Genomic DNA, 14,442 nt, shown 5'->3' with positions numbered 1-14,442 from the left:
GTGCGATGGCAATACACGCTGCGTGTTGTATTTTTGCGCACCAAATCATTTCAAGTTCCTGCTTTGGCAATCTATATGCGATGCTTTGAAAATTCCAAGCTACGTTGGGCAAGATTTTCCTTCGGCACATCCCCCGTTAGCTTTCTCTTGCTAACGCTATGCGCATGCGTGGCGCCATCGGCACGAGAGCTGTCGCAATCTGCTCAGACACAAACCCTGCCGCCTCCTTCAAGCGATTCACTTAACACAAATCCAAAGAAGAAAATGAAAGAGAAAATCGTCAAGACACCTGAAGAGTGGAAAGCAATTCTGCCACCTGATGTGTATCGCATCACGCGTGAGAAAGGCACGGAGTTTCCTTTCGTGAATAAGTATTGGAACAACAAGCAAGCTGGGATTTACAAGTGTGCTTGCTGCGGTCAGCCGCTTTTTAGTTCCGACACCAAGTTTGATTCTGGCACAGGTTGGCCTAGCTTCTACGCTCCGATTCAACCTGACTGCATTGAGACGGAAAAAGATTACAGTTTCGGTATGGTGCGTGACGAAGTGCTTTGCAGTCGCTGTAATGCACATCTTGGACATGTCTTCAATGATGCACCACAAACGCCAACAGGCTTGCGTTACTGTATGAATTCGGCTGCGCTGGTGTTTGAACCCAAAACGCCACATTGAAGCAGGGTTGCAACGGCATAAAAAATATGTGCTGCTATGGAATCTCGAATGGAAGCAATTTTGGGTGACATTACGCGTCTTTATGTTGATGCGATTGTCAATGCTGCCAATCCCACACTTTTGGGCGGTGGCGGAGTGGATGGAGCCATTCATCGTGCTGCAGGGCCGCTCCTGCGGGAAGCCTGCGCCAAGTTAGGCGGTTGCCAGACAGGCGAGGCAAAATTGACGCCAGGTTTCAACTTGCCTGCAAAGTATGTTATCCACACTGTTGGCCCTGTCTGGAAAGGTGGGTCATTTGGCGAAGATGAACTCTTAGCGGAGTGCTACCGCAATTCGTGCAAATTGGCTGAAGAAAATGGCATTGAGACGCTGGCTTTTCCCTGCATTAGCACAGGCGCATACAGTTTTCCTAATGAGCGTGCGGCTCAAATTGCGGTCTCTGAAGTCGACGCCTTTCTTCAAAAGAGTTACATGCTGAAAAAAGTTTTCTTCGTTTGCTTCCTCCAGCGCGATTACGACATCTATCAGTCGCTTTTGTATGAGGCGATGCGGCATAAAAACATTGAGTGATGCTCTTGCCAGATGCGCCATCGTCGAGTTCATCAAACACTTGACACTGCTTACGAGCAACTGCTCTGGGCGCAATATCAGTGGGTTTGCGGTGTCGATGAAGTTGGTCGTGGCCCATTAGCAGGGCCTGTGGTGGCTGCGGCTGTGATGTTTGAACGGGGCTTTGTTCCGCCAGCTGCCTTGCAAGGCGTAGCCGACTCTAAGCAACTCTCTCCCAGCGAGCGGGCTGACCTTGCTGCCGAAATTCGCCTGTATGCCGCTGCGGTTGCTATCGGGGTAGTTGATGTTCCAACGATTGACCGCCTCAACATTCTTAATGCAAGCTTTTTAGCCATGTCGCAAGCGATTGCACAGCTTTCCCCTCTCCCTGACTTTCTGCTTATTGACGGAAACTCTTTCAAATCCTCACTGAGCATTCCCTTCAAGACCGTTGTGAAAGGTGATTCGAAGGTGTTCTCGATTGCTGCTGCTTCCATCGTGGCAAAAGTGTATCGTGATGCGTATATGATAGAGTTAGATGCGGCATTTCCCCAGTATGGGTTTGCGCGGCATTTTGGCTACCCTACCCCCGAGCATATCGCTGCTATTCGCAAATATGGTCGCTCACCTTTGCATCGCCAGAGCTTTAAGCTGAAGGCACTGGGCGAATGAGCTTAAACCTTGAGGCTGCACGTGATTTGTCAAATGTCGCATTTGCTATGCCGTTTCTGCCTCGAGTGCAGCCGGCTTTTCTGCGGCATTCAGTTCGACAAAAAATGTTGCCCCTTTGTTTTTGCCTTCCGACTCTGCCCACACTCGTCCGCCGTGTAATTCTACCCACTGTTTGACAATTGCAAGCCCCAGGCCAGAGGAGCTTTCGCCACCTGTTGGACGTGCCGACAGCCGCTGAAATTTGCCGAAGAGCTTTTGCTTGTCTTCTTCGGTCAGCCCTAGGCCTTCATCACGCACTTCAAAGATGATTTTGGTCGGAATGTTGCCACTGGTCAGCTCGACGCCATCGATTGTGAGCAATTTCTTCTTGACACTGACCCAAATGTGGCGTCCGTGCGGCGAATACTTGATGGCGTTGGAAATCAGGTTATCAAAAATGCTCTGCATCTTCTCGACATCTACTTCCGCATATGCTTCTCGCTCTAACGCCAAGTGAATCTGCTGACCTTTGTTGTGTGCGTTCATTTCGTTGTGCTTCACTACAAACTCTGCAATCGTGGCTATATCGACAACCTTCTTATTTAACTCCACTTTTCCGCTCTCCAGGGCCGCTTGCTCTAAGAGGCTTTTTACAAGGTTAAACATCTGCTCAGTCGACTGATAAATCGCTTGGGCTTGAGTGCGGACAAACTCTACATCGTCTGCTTGCTCACGAATCAGCTCAGCGAAGGTCATCACGGCTGTGAGGGGATTTTTGAGGTCGTGAGCGGCAATGTGCAGCAGCTCGGTTTTAAGCGCGTTTGCCTCTTCCAGTGCTTTGTTTGCCTGAGCCAGCTCCACTGTTTTGAGGCGGTAAATCTCCGCTTCCTTTTCTGCTTTCTCGACTGCAAATGTGATTTTCTGATTGGTCAGCTTGCGGTTTAGTTCTTCGCCTATCACTTCGGAGCGGATTTGGTAGAACTTTTCAATATGGTCAAACGCACTACGATAGTTGCCCTTGAGTTTGTATAGTTCTGCCAGTGCTTGATGGGCGCGGTAAATCTCAGGCTTGGCATTGATTTCTTCAGCTACCTCCAAGCTGCGTTCAAGATGTGGCTGCGCTTGGTCAAGCAATTCTTTGGAGAGTAGAAATTGCCCAAGCGATAACTGCACAATCGCTTGCCCGTGTCGGTCTCCAATCTGCTCCATCAAAGAAAGGCTGCGCTCAAAATACTCAATCGCTTGCTCACTGGAATCTAATTTTTCATAGACTGCGCCAATGTCTTTTAGCGTGGTAGCCAGACTTTGCTTATCGCCTAAGGATTCAAAGAGTTGGAGGCTAGCAAGCAGGTTATTGAGGGCTTGAGTATGCGCACCTAACGCAGAATAGACATTGCCAATGCTGGCTAAGGCAGTGGCTTCGCCCTGTTTGTGTTTGATGTCTTTGTAGAGTTCAAGGCTTTGCTGAAAGTATCCCAGTGCGCGGGAGTATTCACCCAATCGGTAGTAAATGTCCCCCAAGTTGGTAATGCTCGCCGCTTCGCCAATTTTGTAATCAAGGTCGCGGTAAAGTTTGTAGCTTTGCTCAAAGTAGTCGAGTGCGCGTGTATATTCACCAAGGTCGGCGTAAATGCTCCCCAAGTTGTTGAGTGCGCTGGCTTCACCGGAAGCATCGCCCACTTTTCGGAAAAGGTAGAGTGCTTCGTTGATGTCGTGCAGAGCTGCCTCATAGTTTGAATACTGGTGATGACACAATCCCCGGTTGCGCAAACTGCGGGCTACGCCGCCTTCATATGAAAAATTCTTTGCCAGTTCCAAGGCTTGCTCTGCGCGCGTCATTGCGCTTCTAAGGTCGGTGCGCATTACGCTCCAAGCGTAATCGTTGAGGGCGTCGACAATGTCGCGTGGATCATTTGCTGCTTGAATCCTTGCATCTAACTTTTTTAAGAGTTCCAGCATAGCTCAAAGGGTTTGCAATTTGTACAAATTAACGCTTCTCTGTTAAGTCAATGTTGAGTTAGCGCACTACCTTGTTTGCTTTGGCGAAGGCGAGCCATGAATGTGTGCTCTGCCTGTGGCAAGCTTCCTATTCTTGAAAAGCCGTAAATGCTTAGCCAGAAAGTTGTGCAGAGAGCGTGATTTGTATAGCTTTGCGCCGAAACCTAAGATAGCAATGCTTGATACGCTCTTGCAGCTCGATAGCCTCCTTAGTCTCCTGAGCCTTACGATTATGGAAATTGTTTTGGGTATCGATAATATCATTTTCATTGCAATTTTGGTAGGCAAGCTCCCTGCTTCGCTTAAGGAGCGTGCTCGCGTGCTAAGCCTTGTGATTGCGCTTCTGCTGCGCCTACTTTTTCTCTTTGCAATCTCATGGCTTGCTACGCTCAATGAACCACTTTTTTCACTGTTTGGCATCGCCCTATCTGGCAAAAGCCTTGTAATGATGCTGGGCGGCTTGTTTCTGATGTTCAAAGCAATTATGGAGATTCATAGCAAGCTGGAAGGTGAAAACGCACCAAAAGCAGCTGTCAAAGATTCACTTGGTAGTGTGCTCTTGCAGTCGACAGTGCTAAGCTTTGTCTTTTCAATTGATTCGATCATTACTGCTATTGGGCTTGCCAAAGAGATTCTTGTGATGGCGCTGGCTATCCTTATCTCAACTGCCGTGATGATTGCCTTTGCAAAAGGCATTAGCGATTTCATTGAGCGCCACCCTACAATGAAAGTCTTAGGCTTGTCAATGCTGCTGATGATTGGTGTGGTGCTGGTTGCAGAAGGGCTGCACTTCGAGATTCCGAAAGGCTACATGTATTTTGCAATTGCCTTCTCACTCTTTGTGGAAAGTATCAACATTCGCGTGCGCAAGGTTTCCAGACCCATTGAATCAGTTACTGCCAGCGACACGCCCGAGAAGTTCTAAGAGCTGCAAACACTCATCTTTTGCAATGACACCAAGAGAACTGGGGTATCGAATGCCTCCCGAATGGGTTACGCACAAAGCCACTTGGCTTTCATGGCCGCACAACATTCACACATGGCCTGAAAAATCAATGGAGCAAATCTGGGCTACATTTGTGGAGCTTGTCCGCTTTCTTGTGCCACACGAGGAAGTGCATATCAACACAACAGGCACTGAAATGGAGCAAGAGGTTCTCACCCTTATGCGAAAGAGTGGTATCGGACGTGATTATTTTGAGCGCATTTTCTTTCACCCGTTTGGCACAAATGATGCATGGTGCCGTGACCATGGTCCGAACTACATTCTACGCGAGCAGAATGGCAAAATTGAGAAAGCCATCATTGATTGGGGCTACAATGCGTGGGGCGGCAAATACCCACCATTCGACTTAGACGACGCTATCCCAACTAAAATTGCAGAATGGCAAGGCTTGCCTTGCTTTCACCCGCAAATGATTCTCGAAGGCGGTTCAATTGATGTAAATGGCAAAGGCTGCCTCCTCACTACTACTTCGTGCCTTCTAAACCCGAACCGCAATCCCCATCTCTCTCAAACACAAATTGAGCAAATGCTTAGAGACTATCTGGGGGTTACACATATTCTTTGGCTCGGCGAAGGCATTGTTGGCGATGATACAGACGGTCACGTTGATGACATCACGCGTTTTGTCAGTCCTGATACTATTGTTACAGCAATTGAAGAAGACAAATCCGATGCCAACTATGAGCCACTCAGAGAAAACTACGAGCGACTGCAAAAAATGACCGATCAAGATGGCAAGCCATTCAGGATTGTAACCATTCCAATGCCCGAACCAGTCTATGAGCGAGGGCAACGCTTGCCTGCCAGCTATGCGAATTTTTACATTGCAAATAATGTTGTGTTAGTGCCTACCTTTCGCTCTAAGAACGACATCAGAGCACTGGAAATTTTGCAAAGCCTTTTCCCGACACGCCGCGTGCACGGCATTGATTGCACCCACCTTATCTGGGGTCTTGGTGCAATTCACTGCGTTACGCATGAAGAACCCGCCTGCGAACCGTTCTAAATTGGGTGAGAACCGAACATGCTTAAGCGTCAGTAACACAACCTGACACCAAACTGTCAAGGAGGTAATATGCCAGAAGAAAATTTACCTACACCTGCAAAAGAGCAGCCCGACAACTTCACAGCCGTAATGTGGGGTGCGGCAGTTGTTGTGATTACTTCTCTTGTGCCCTACCTTAGCCTTATTAACTTCTGCTGTTTGGGTGTTATGATAGGCGGTGCGGTGGCCACATTCCAATACACCAGTGCATATCAACTTACGCTCAAAGGTGGTGAGGGCTTCAAATTAGGTGCACTGGCTGGACTGGTCGGCGGTGTAGCATACTATGCGCTTTTTCTTCTCCTCCAAACGCTTTTTGATTACCAACTTGGCGCAGAGGAATGGCGTCAACTGCTGCTCTCACTCTTTGGCTCTGACCCTGCGGCACGCGAGCAGATAGAAGAAGCACTGCGCACGCAGCAACAGGAAGGCTTAACTGTTCTGAATGTTATCATTGGCTTAGGGTCGACGCTTATTCTCTACCCGTTAGCTGGCGGCATTGGCGGCGCAGTTGGTGCAGCTTTGTTCCAGAAAGGCGAAAAGAATGAATCGGCGTGATGCGGAATGAACCTTCTTCTTGTGCTTTCACATAGCGCAGAAGTCTATGAAGAGATTTTAAAGAGTCGTCGCCCTGCTGATGCAGTGTTGTCAGAATATCTGCGAGCGCGCAAATACTTAGGCTCACACGACCGCAAGTTTATCAGCGAAACCGTCTACGGTGCGCTCCGCGAGCATTTAGAACTGGAAAAGCTTGCCTGCTCCTTTCTTTCTGAACAAGGCTTACCAGCACGCCTAAACACTGTGTTTATACTGGTCTTCTTTCTTCTGCGGAAAGGTCAAGTAGACGCCGATGCTTTGCTTGGCGCTATGCAACAGAAATTTGCCTTCAAGCCTGAGACACTATACGCCGCAGTTATCGCCGCAAGTGAGAGCAAGCATCTAACTGATGCAACAAACCCATCAGCCCTTTCACAGCGACACGCTTTTCCTGAATGGATGACCGCACGCCTTCTTCGGCACTTTGACATCCAAGAGCTTGATGCGCTCTACCACACGCTAAATACCCCTGCTCCACTTGGATTACGCGTCAACACAATGAAGACCTCACGTGCTGCGCTTCAGCAAATCTTGCAGAGAGAAGGCATTGAGACGGAAGAAGGCTTGCTTTCGCCTGATGCGCTCCTCTGCCGAAAGCGCTACAATGTTATGCAAACCGATGCATTCAGACAGGGCTTGTTTGAAATTCAAGACGAAGGAAGCCAAGTTATTTCACTGCTACTGAATCCAAAGTCTGGCGAGAAAATCTTAGATGCTTGTGCTGGTGGGGGCGGAAAGACCTTGCATCTTGCCACTTTGATGAAAGGACGCGGCAGGGTTTTTGCGCACGATAAGTTTGAGAAACGATTTGGCAACATTCGCTTGCGCATTCGTCGCTCAGGCTTGCAAAATATTGAGCTCATTATGCCAGCAATGTTTGAAAAGTTTGCTCGCACACATTGCGGCAAGCTCGATGCGGTGCTGATTGATGCACCATGCTCTGGCTCAGGCACACTGCGCCGCAACCCCGATTTAAAACACCGTCTCAGCGAAGGCTTGCTAATGCGCCTTGCCCAGCAGCAAAAGGACATTCTCTCCCAATATGCCCCACTTGTCAAAACAGGGGGCACGGTTGTCTACGCTACCTGCTCTCTTTTTCGCGAGGAAAATGAAGAGGTAGTAGAAGCGTTCCTGCAAGCTCACCCATCCTTTACGCTGGTTTTGCCCAAAGCACAGCTACTGAACACTGCAGCAGGTTCATCGCTTTCAAATTTGATAGCATATCTGGGTGAGCATTCTTACCTTCGGCTTTTGCCCCACCAAACGAATACAGACGGTTTTTTTGCCGCCGTGTTAATGAAAAATTAAATCGTAAGGGCGCTTGCAAGTCAATTTTTTTTGCTTAATTATTCTGATATTAGAGCAAACCGCTTGCAAGCGTGCGCCGTTGCTTGGCTGCCAGACTTAGTTCTTATCCGAGAAGCAAACTAACCGGTGAAGTATGCCAAGTAGATTGCTGTTTGTCGACGACGAGCCGAATGTGCTGCTCTCACTGACTGAGCTTTTCCGAGAAGAGCGCCCATACACTGCTCAGCGTGCCAGAGACGCCTTAGATATTCTGCGCAAGCACCCTGAAATTGACGTCATCGTAACCGACCAGCGTATGCCGACGATGACTGGCGTCGAGTTTTTGCGCGAAGCCAAGAAAATCAATCCTATTGCGATACGCATACTGCTGACTGGTTACTCCGACCTTAACGAAGTGCTCAGCTCTGTCAACACGGGCGAGGTCTATCGTTACATCTTAAAGCCATGGGACGTGGATAAGCTTCGCAGCACTGTGAAACTTGCCATGGAACTTGCGCAGCGCACTCGCCTCATTATGCCCAAAGCTCCTGTTGCGCAACCGACTGCTACCTCTGCGCCTGCTGGCACTAATAGCAGTTCCTCTTCTGCCAATCACACGCGCATCTTCATACCAGAGAAATTGCCGATTCTCGTCATTGACAACAATCAGTCGCACTTAGCCTCAATGCGAGACCTTTTTGCAGAAAATTACGTCGTCAACATCAGCAGCACGGCGCAGTCAGCAATAGAAATTTTGAAGCGCACGCCAATGGCTGCTATTATCACCGAGCTGAGTTTGCCTGACACTGACCCTGTCAAATTCCTAAGCGAAGTCAAATCGTTTAACCCCAACACGCCGATTATTGTCCTCAGCTCTATGAAAGATTCTGGCTTGGCTATTCAGCTCATCAATCAGGTGCAGATTTTTCGCTATTTGGTGCGTCCGCTTCGGCGCGACACGCTGGAAAGCACGGTGCAAACGGCGGTCGAGCTCTACAAAACCTACACCGCCACGCCCGGCCTTAACTTGAAAAATCTTGAGACCAGTATTCTCAAAGAAAACGAGCGTAAGCCATAGCTCTGGGCTGCTTTGCTGAGCGAATGAGAAAATACTTCTTTGTTTACCGCGCCACGCTCCAGCGCTTTGTGGAGTATCGCAGTGAGCTAGTAATTGATTTCGTCGGCAAAATTTTTATTCCTATTAGCGTTCAAGGGTTGCTTTGGAAAGCCGTTACAGAATCCACTGAGACAGGACGCATTGCCAGCTATGACTTCTCCTCGCTCATTCAGTATAGCCTCTTTAGCATCATCATTTACAACTTGATGAAAACCGACTACACGGAGCGTGAGATTGCGCGTGCTATCCGTGAAGGCGACCTTAATAAATTTCTCTCAAAGCCAATTGATTTTGCTACTTACTACTTTGCGGTGTTTCTCGGTGACAATACGCCTGTGATTGTCAGCGGCATGTTGCTCTATCTGGCTTGTGCAGCGACTGGCATTCTTTCAATGAACTGGCTTATGCTCGGCTGCACGATTTTGGCTACCTTTCTTGGAATGGTGGTAGCATATATGATGGGCTTCCTTATTGCGATGCTGGCATTCTGGATGGACGAAGTCTGGACACTCTTCGTCATGAAAAATTTAGTGCTCTGGTTTCTCACTGGTCATCTTATACCGCTTGATATGTTTCCTCCCGTCGTGCAAACGCTGAGCCGTGTTTTGCCGTTTGGATATCTTGCTTACTTTCCGACGAAACTCCTCACTAACCAGCTCACGCTTAGTGAGACGCTCTGGGGATTGGGTGCGGTTTTATCGTGGGCAATGGTATTTTATATTTCTTATAAACTCTTCTGGAACTATGCTCTGCGCAAATATGGCGCATTTGGTGGATAACGAAACAGTCCGTCGCTATGATTCTTGCAATCGGAAGTGATGAACGCACCGCACTGACCGATGCGGTCATAGAGGAATTGGAGAGAAAGGGACACTTGCTGAGGCGCTTTGGCGCCCTCAAAGACAATGCTTCACCTGAAGAGCGCCGTTGGACTGCTGCTGCACAGGCTGTTGCTGAAGCTGTCTCGAGGGGTGAGTGCCACAATGGTATCCTTTTTTGCTGGACTGGCACAGGGGTTGCAATGGCAGCCAACAAAGTGCCAGGCATTCGCGCTGCACTTTGTGGCGATGCGGAGACTGCAAAAGGTGCACGTCGCTGGAACGATGCTAATGTGCTTGTGATGAGCTTGCGCACGACTTCCATTCCTATTGCAATGGAAATGCTACGCGAGTGGTTTATCACACTGCCCGATACAGATGCAGAAAACCGAGCCTGCCTTGCTGAACTTCAAGACCTTGAAAAACGTTACCTCTTGCAACACGTCTCGGATATCCAGCAGCAATGACGAAATCTGCACGGTCGAAGACGCCTGCAGCACTGCCAAAAGATGGTGAAGCAAGCACTGCGTCATCGTCTGCACCGCTGGTAGGCATCATTATGGGTTCGGATTCCGATATGCAAACGATGCAAGAGGCTGCTTTCGTGATGGAAGAGTTTCAGATTCCCTTTGAGATGAAAGTGGTCTCAGCGCATCGCACGCCTGACGACATGGCAAAGTATGCTAAATCGGCAAAGTCAAGGGGCTTGAAAGTGATTATTGCTGGCGCAGGCGGGGCTGCACACTTGCCCGGTATGACCGCTGCCTATACCACTTTGCCAGTTATCGGCGTGCCTGTGCAATCCAAAACCCTGAACGGATTGGATTCGTTATACTCGATTGTGCAAATGCCAGCGGGCGTGCCAGTAGCTACGGTCGCAATCGGCAACGCACGCAATGCTGGGCTGCTGGCGGTGCAAATTCTCGCGCTCAGCGATGAGCGACTGAGTGCACAGCTTGCAGATTTCCGGAAAAAAATGGCGGACAGTTCACGCAAGAAAAATCAATCACTCTACCATAACGCCTAAGAAATGCCCAAAGCCAAAGAGTTTGAAATCACCAAAGGCACGCTTCTCATTGCAAATGCGATGCTGCAAGACCCCAACTTCAAGCGCACCGTTGTCTTGGTCTGCGAACACAATGAGAACGGTACCTTTGGCTTGATTCTTAATCGCCCACTGGACTTGCGGCTGGAAGATGTGATTGAGGACTTTGGCGAGTGGGACGCTCCGCTTTGGCTTGGTGGACCTGTTCAAACCAATACGCTGCACGTGATTCACCGACTCGGCGACCGCATTGAAGGCAGCCAGGAAGTAATTGACGGCGTTTTTTGGGGCGGTGACTACGAAGAAATCCGAGAGCTTGTGCGACTGAAAACCGTTAGCACCGCTGAACTTAAATTTTTCTTGGGCTATTCAGGCTGGGGGCCTGGGCAACTTGATGACGAAATGAGAAGCGGTTCATGGTATCTTTCAAAAGCAACTGCCCAAACTGTCTTCACCGAACCGCCTGAAAAGCTCTGGGGCAGAGTCCTGCGCGCCAAAGGCGGCGACTATGCCTACATTGCTAACTTTCCTGAAGACCCCCGACTGAACTAAAAATCGCTTCGCTCCAAGACTTTCACCTACGCTGCACCGTGCTTAGTTTTCATATGAGAATTGAATGCGTATTTTCAATGCGCTATCCCTATTGCAGCGATGGACGTACTCTACTGGACGCTTTGCATACTCTTGGTGATATTAGGGTTTGCAGGCATTATTGTGCCTGGATTGCCCGGTGCCCCACTGGTCTTCTTAGGTCTTTTGACTGGCGCGTGGATTGATGACTTCCAAAAGGTTGGGTGGCTACCACTCATTTTTATTGGTCTTTTGGGAGCTCTTACATTCGTGGTAGATTTTTTAGCCACAGCGCTTGGAGCGCAGCACGTCCAAGCCAGCGGTTGGGCTATTTTTGGGGCAACACTCGGCACGCTGATTGGGCTATTTTTTGGCTTCGTTGGCATTTTGTTTATGCCTCTGATTGGAGCAGCAATCGGCGAGTATCTTGCTAAACGCAACCTTGCTCAATCTGCCAAAGTTGGCATTGCAACTTGGATTGGCATGATTGTCGGCAGCGCAGCCAAAATCGCCCTGCAAATGATGATGGTTGGTATTTTCATCATTGCTTACTTTCTCGATTAACTCGCATACCTTTTTGAACTGCTTTTCTTCTGCATGCCAAAACAGTTATACATTGGCACTTCCACTTGGTCGCAGAAAGATTGGGTTGGTAACTTCTACCCGCATGGCACCAAACCTGCTGACTACCTCACTGAGTATGCCAAGCGCTTTTCGACAGTTGAAATTGATTCCACTTTTTATGCTATTCCCCGCAAAAGTGTCGTCGAGGGGTGGTATGACAAAACGCCTCCCAACTTTGTCTTTAGCGCCAAGTTTCCACAACTCATCACTCACGAAAAGCGGCTGCTTGATGCACTGGATGCGACTAAGGAGTTTCTCGACATTATCTCGCTTTTGAAGGAAAAGTTAGGGTGTCTGGTGCTGCAATTTCCACCTGACTATGCAGCCACACCTGACACGGCTCAAGCGATGAAAGCCTTTCTCACCGCGCTGCCAACGCAAGCCTTTCGAATTGCTGTCGAGGTGCGGCATCGCTCATGGCTCAAAGATGGCTTTTTTGAGCATTTGCGCCAGTGTCGAGTCGCACTGGTGCTCACTGACCAGCCTGTTATGCGCGGCGTTGGCGTGCAGACCGCTCCTTTCGTCTACATCCGCTGGTTAGGCAACCGCAAACTACTCTCTGAACCTTTTACCAAACTGGTTTTGGACAAGACAGCCGATATGTTAGCGTGGGCACGGTTTATTCACAGCCTTGAGTGCGAGACGGTCTTCGGCTATTTCAACAATCACTATGCTGGGCATTCGCCTAGCTCTGTGGAGGCATTCATCAAACTTTATACTTCGCTCGCTGCGTAGCACTACTGCCGCAGTGAAGCCGAGGCAATTTCTGGCATCAGTGGCTCAATCAGTCCTGTTGCTTGATACCGTGCCAAGGTATCGGCAAAATGCGTTGGGTGCATCATCGCTGCCAGCATCTCCAAGCTCTCTACAATTCTTGGGCCAGAGCGGTTGAAGTATGCATTGCCATCGGCTAAAAACACACGCCCTTCTGCGACCGCTTTCAAGGCTCTCCACTCTGGTTTTTGAGTGAGCAAGTGCAGGTCTTTTCGCGTCTGCTCGAGTTTGAATCCACACGGCGCAATGATTATCACATCAGGCTGTGCGTTCAACACATCTTGGATAGGGTAAACGACTGAACGGCTTTTTGGCTCCGAGAGCAGTGATACACCATTTGCCAGCTCAATTAGTTCAGGCATCCAGTTGCCGCCTGTGAAAATTGGGTCGAGCCATTCCACAAAGAGGGTGCGTGGCTTTTCAGGCAAATCCTTACATCGCTCACTAATCGCTGCAATTCTTGCCTTGAGCGACTGCACCAGTGTTTCTGCTTGCTTTTGTCGCTTTAGCGCATTTGCAACTCGAAAAATGTCCTGAAAAATCTCATCCAAGGAAGTTGGATTTAGCGAGACAATCTCGACTTGCTGCTTCAATAGCTGTGCTACGATACGCTTCACATCGTCGAGCGAGACGGCGCAGACATTGCACTGCTCTTGTGTGATAATCACATCGGGCTTTAGCGCTTCCAGCTGCTCGGCATGCACCTCATAGAGCGAAAGCGCTGTCAGCATCAGCGTCTGCACCTCAAGATGAATCAGGTCAGATGGCGCTAAGTAATTGACTCTGGCTCTGGTAAGTCGTGGCAAGTGCATGATCGATTCGGGATAGTCGCATTCATGCGAAATGCCAATTAAGTTCTCTTCTGCGCCCAGTGCTGCGACGATTTCCGTGCCGCTTGCTAAAAGTGAGGCAACTCTCATTGTCTTTCACCTGCTTGCGTTACTTCTCACTGCCGTTGAATGAGGATTACACCCACAAAGAGCAAGATAATGCCAATTATGCGTTCAATGCTAATCGGGCGCTCAGCAAAGTTTAGCCACCCGAAGTGGTCAATTAGCATAGATGCGAGCATCTGCCCTGCAATCGTGGCTGCAATTAGGGTTGTGGCACCCAGCCGTGGTGCCAGCACAATAGCTAGTGTTACGTAGAGCGCTCCAATTGTGCCCCCGAACCACGACCATAGCGGCGCAGCCGAAATAGTATGCACCGACGGAATTGGCAAGCGCCCTACAACTGCATAGACCAAGAGGCAAATTGTGCCCACGCTGAAAGAAGTAAGTGAAGCCAGAATTGGACTGCCCAGATGCTGGCGCAAGGTGGTGTTCATACCGACCTGAACTGGTAGAACAGCACCTGCACAGATAGCTAGTAATAAAAAGAAGTAAATCATTTGAATGCAGCCTTCAATGAAGTTCTGACAAGTTGCGATGCAAGATAGCGTATTTGACTGTAGCTAGTGTCGCTTTTGGAGAAGACACGCACAGTATTGCGCATCACTTGCACCAACCTTGGCTATCAGCCACAAGGCAAAGCGGACAGGTCTGGAAGAAAAACTTATGCTTGGCTTGTGCTGAACTTGCTTCACACAGTGTCAGAGGCGAGTGGTGCAGCAAGCATTACCTTTTAATCCTTACGCTGCATTTTCAATTTCGCTTAGCACCCTACGCAAATCGCTCAGCTTATACGGCT

At 49.1% G+C, this 14,442-nt stretch carries 17 protein-coding genes; 14 read left to right on the top strand and 3 right to left on the bottom strand.

The features are described from left to right. From msrB to NZM05_08640, 3 genes are read left to right on the top strand one after another with little or no spacing between them, the layout of a single operon-like run. Positions 1–672: a peptide-methionine (R)-S-oxide reductase MsrB gene (msrB, locus tag NZM05_08650; protein ID MCS7013681.1), complete on the top strand. Its 672-nt coding sequence runs from the start codon at positions 1–3 to the stop codon at positions 670–672. A gap of 36 nt (positions 673–708) precedes the next feature. Continuing rightward, a complete protein-coding gene (locus NZM05_08645) occupies positions 709–1,242 on the top strand; it encodes an O-acetyl-ADP-ribose deacetylase (protein MCS7013680.1) in 534 nt (177 codons plus the stop codon). Positions 1,243–1,254: 12 nt separating this feature from the next. Then, the gene (locus tag NZM05_08640) at positions 1,255–1,893 is read left to right on the top strand and encodes a ribonuclease HII (protein MCS7013679.1); all 639 of its coding nucleotides are present in this window, start codon (positions 1,255–1,257) and stop codon (positions 1,891–1,893) included. A 45-nt stretch (positions 1,894–1,938) separates the two neighbouring features. On the opposite strand, the gene NZM05_08635 is transcribed toward NZM05_08640, so the two are convergent. Then, positions 1,939–3,831, bottom strand: a complete 1,893-nt coding sequence (locus NZM05_08635; protein ID MCS7013678.1) for a tetratricopeptide repeat-containing sensor histidine kinase — start codon at positions 3,829–3,831, stop codon at positions 1,939–1,941. 214 nt (positions 3,832–4,045) lie between these two features. Between NZM05_08635 and NZM05_08630 the strand changes: the two genes are divergently transcribed. The 11 genes from NZM05_08630 to NZM05_08580 all read left to right on the top strand — a co-directional run bounded on the left by NZM05_08630 (position 4,046) and on the right by NZM05_08580 (position 12,714). Beyond that, a complete protein-coding gene (locus NZM05_08630; protein MCS7013677.1) occupies positions 4,046–4,795 on the top strand; it encodes a TerC family protein in 750 nt (249 codons plus the stop codon). Between the two features lie 25 nt (positions 4,796–4,820). After that, entirely contained in the window at positions 4,821–5,882 is a 1,062-nt protein-coding gene (locus NZM05_08625) for an agmatine deiminase family protein (protein MCS7013676.1), read from the top strand. Positions 5,883–5,951: 69 nt separating this feature from the next. Beyond that, positions 5,952–6,479, top strand: a complete 528-nt coding sequence (locus tag NZM05_08620) for a hypothetical protein (GenBank protein MCS7013675.1) — start codon at positions 5,952–5,954, stop codon at positions 6,477–6,479. A gap of 6 nt (positions 6,480–6,485) precedes the next feature. Beyond that, positions 6,486–7,826, top strand: coding sequence for an RsmB/NOP family class I SAM-dependent RNA methyltransferase (locus tag NZM05_08615; protein MCS7013674.1), 1,341 nt, complete (start codon positions 6,486–6,488; stop codon positions 7,824–7,826). Between the two features lie 133 nt (positions 7,827–7,959). After that, positions 7,960–8,883, top strand: a complete 924-nt coding sequence (locus tag NZM05_08610; GenBank protein ID MCS7013673.1) for a response regulator — start codon at positions 7,960–7,962, stop codon at positions 8,881–8,883. A 23-nt stretch (positions 8,884–8,906) separates the two neighbouring features. Beyond that, positions 8,907–9,701: an ABC-2 family transporter protein gene (locus NZM05_08605; protein ID MCS7013672.1), complete on the top strand. Its 795-nt coding sequence runs from the start codon at positions 8,907–8,909 to the stop codon at positions 9,699–9,701. Positions 9,702–9,718: 17 nt separating this feature from the next. Then, complete coding sequence (locus tag NZM05_08600) at positions 9,719–10,207, top strand: RpiB/LacA/LacB family sugar-phosphate isomerase (protein ID MCS7013671.1); 489 nt, start codon at positions 9,719–9,721, stop codon at positions 10,205–10,207. Between the two features lie 92 nt (positions 10,208–10,299). Then, the gene (gene purE, locus NZM05_08595) at positions 10,300–10,767 is read left to right on the top strand and encodes a 5-(carboxyamino)imidazole ribonucleotide mutase (GenBank protein ID MCS7013670.1); all 468 of its coding nucleotides are present in this window, start codon (positions 10,300–10,302) and stop codon (positions 10,765–10,767) included. 3 nt (positions 10,768–10,770) lie between these two features. Next, the gene (locus NZM05_08590) at positions 10,771–11,337 is read left to right on the top strand and encodes a YqgE/AlgH family protein (protein ID MCS7013669.1); all 567 of its coding nucleotides are present in this window, start codon (positions 10,771–10,773) and stop codon (positions 11,335–11,337) included. A 99-nt stretch (positions 11,338–11,436) separates the two neighbouring features. Further along, entirely contained in the window at positions 11,437–11,919 is a 483-nt protein-coding gene (locus NZM05_08585) for a DUF456 family protein (GenBank protein MCS7013668.1), read from the top strand. Positions 11,920–11,952: 33 nt separating this feature from the next. Beyond that, on the top strand, positions 11,953–12,714 hold the full coding sequence (locus NZM05_08580; GenBank protein ID MCS7013667.1) for a DUF72 domain-containing protein: 762 nt from the start codon (positions 11,953–11,955) through the stop codon (positions 12,712–12,714). 2 nt (positions 12,715–12,716) lie between these two features. On the opposite strand, the gene NZM05_08575 is transcribed toward NZM05_08580, so the two are convergent. Next, a complete protein-coding gene (locus NZM05_08575; GenBank protein ID MCS7013666.1) occupies positions 12,717–13,673 on the bottom strand; it encodes a cobalamin-binding protein in 957 nt (318 codons plus the stop codon). A 26-nt stretch (positions 13,674–13,699) separates the two neighbouring features. After that, positions 13,700–14,143: a DMT family transporter gene (locus NZM05_08570; GenBank protein ID MCS7013665.1), complete on the bottom strand. Its 444-nt coding sequence runs from the start codon at positions 14,141–14,143 to the stop codon at positions 13,700–13,702. Positions 14,144–14,442: the final 299 nt, after the last annotated feature.

The organism is Chloroherpetonaceae bacterium (assembly GCA_025056565.1).
Classification (GTDB): domain Bacteria; phylum Bacteroidota; class Chlorobiia; order Chlorobiales; family Thermochlorobacteraceae; genus Thermochlorobacter.
This window is presented reverse-complemented; position numbering and strand designations above follow the sequence as displayed.

Excerpts from the sequence above, each read along its gene's own strand:
- NZM05_08645 (MCS7013680.1), top strand. The coding sequence starts at position 709 with ATGGAATCTCGAATGGAAGCAATTTTGGGTGACATTACGCGTCTTTAT.
- NZM05_08640 (MCS7013679.1), top strand. The coding sequence starts at position 1,255 with ATGCGCCATCGTCGAGTTCATCAAACACTTGACACTGCTTACGAGCAA.
- NZM05_08635 (MCS7013678.1), bottom strand. The coding sequence starts at position 3,831 with ATGCTGGAACTCTTAAAAAAGTTAGATGCAAGGATTCAAGCAGCAAAT.
- NZM05_08630 (MCS7013677.1), top strand. The coding sequence starts at position 4,046 with ATGCTTGATACGCTCTTGCAGCTCGATAGCCTCCTTAGTCTCCTGAGC.
- NZM05_08625 (MCS7013676.1), top strand. The coding sequence starts at position 4,821 with ATGACACCAAGAGAACTGGGGTATCGAATGCCTCCCGAATGGGTTACG.
- NZM05_08620 (MCS7013675.1), top strand. The coding sequence starts at position 5,952 with ATGCCAGAAGAAAATTTACCTACACCTGCAAAAGAGCAGCCCGACAAC.
- NZM05_08615 (MCS7013674.1), top strand. The coding sequence starts at position 6,486 with ATGAACCTTCTTCTTGTGCTTTCACATAGCGCAGAAGTCTATGAAGAG.
- NZM05_08610 (MCS7013673.1), top strand. The coding sequence starts at position 7,960 with ATGCCAAGTAGATTGCTGTTTGTCGACGACGAGCCGAATGTGCTGCTC.
- NZM05_08605 (MCS7013672.1), top strand. The coding sequence starts at position 8,907 with ATGAGAAAATACTTCTTTGTTTACCGCGCCACGCTCCAGCGCTTTGTG.
- NZM05_08600 (MCS7013671.1), top strand. The coding sequence starts at position 9,719 with ATGATTCTTGCAATCGGAAGTGATGAACGCACCGCACTGACCGATGCG.
- purE (MCS7013670.1), top strand. The coding sequence starts at position 10,300 with ATGGGTTCGGATTCCGATATGCAAACGATGCAAGAGGCTGCTTTCGTG.
- NZM05_08590 (MCS7013669.1), top strand. The coding sequence starts at position 10,771 with ATGCCCAAAGCCAAAGAGTTTGAAATCACCAAAGGCACGCTTCTCATT.
- NZM05_08585 (MCS7013668.1), top strand. The coding sequence starts at position 11,437 with ATGGACGTACTCTACTGGACGCTTTGCATACTCTTGGTGATATTAGGG.
- NZM05_08580 (MCS7013667.1), top strand. The coding sequence starts at position 11,953 with ATGCCAAAACAGTTATACATTGGCACTTCCACTTGGTCGCAGAAAGAT.
- NZM05_08575 (MCS7013666.1), bottom strand. The coding sequence starts at position 13,673 with ATGAGAGTTGCCTCACTTTTAGCAAGCGGCACGGAAATCGTCGCAGCA.
- NZM05_08570 (MCS7013665.1), bottom strand. The coding sequence starts at position 14,143 with ATGATTTACTTCTTTTTATTACTAGCTATCTGTGCAGGTGCTGTTCTA.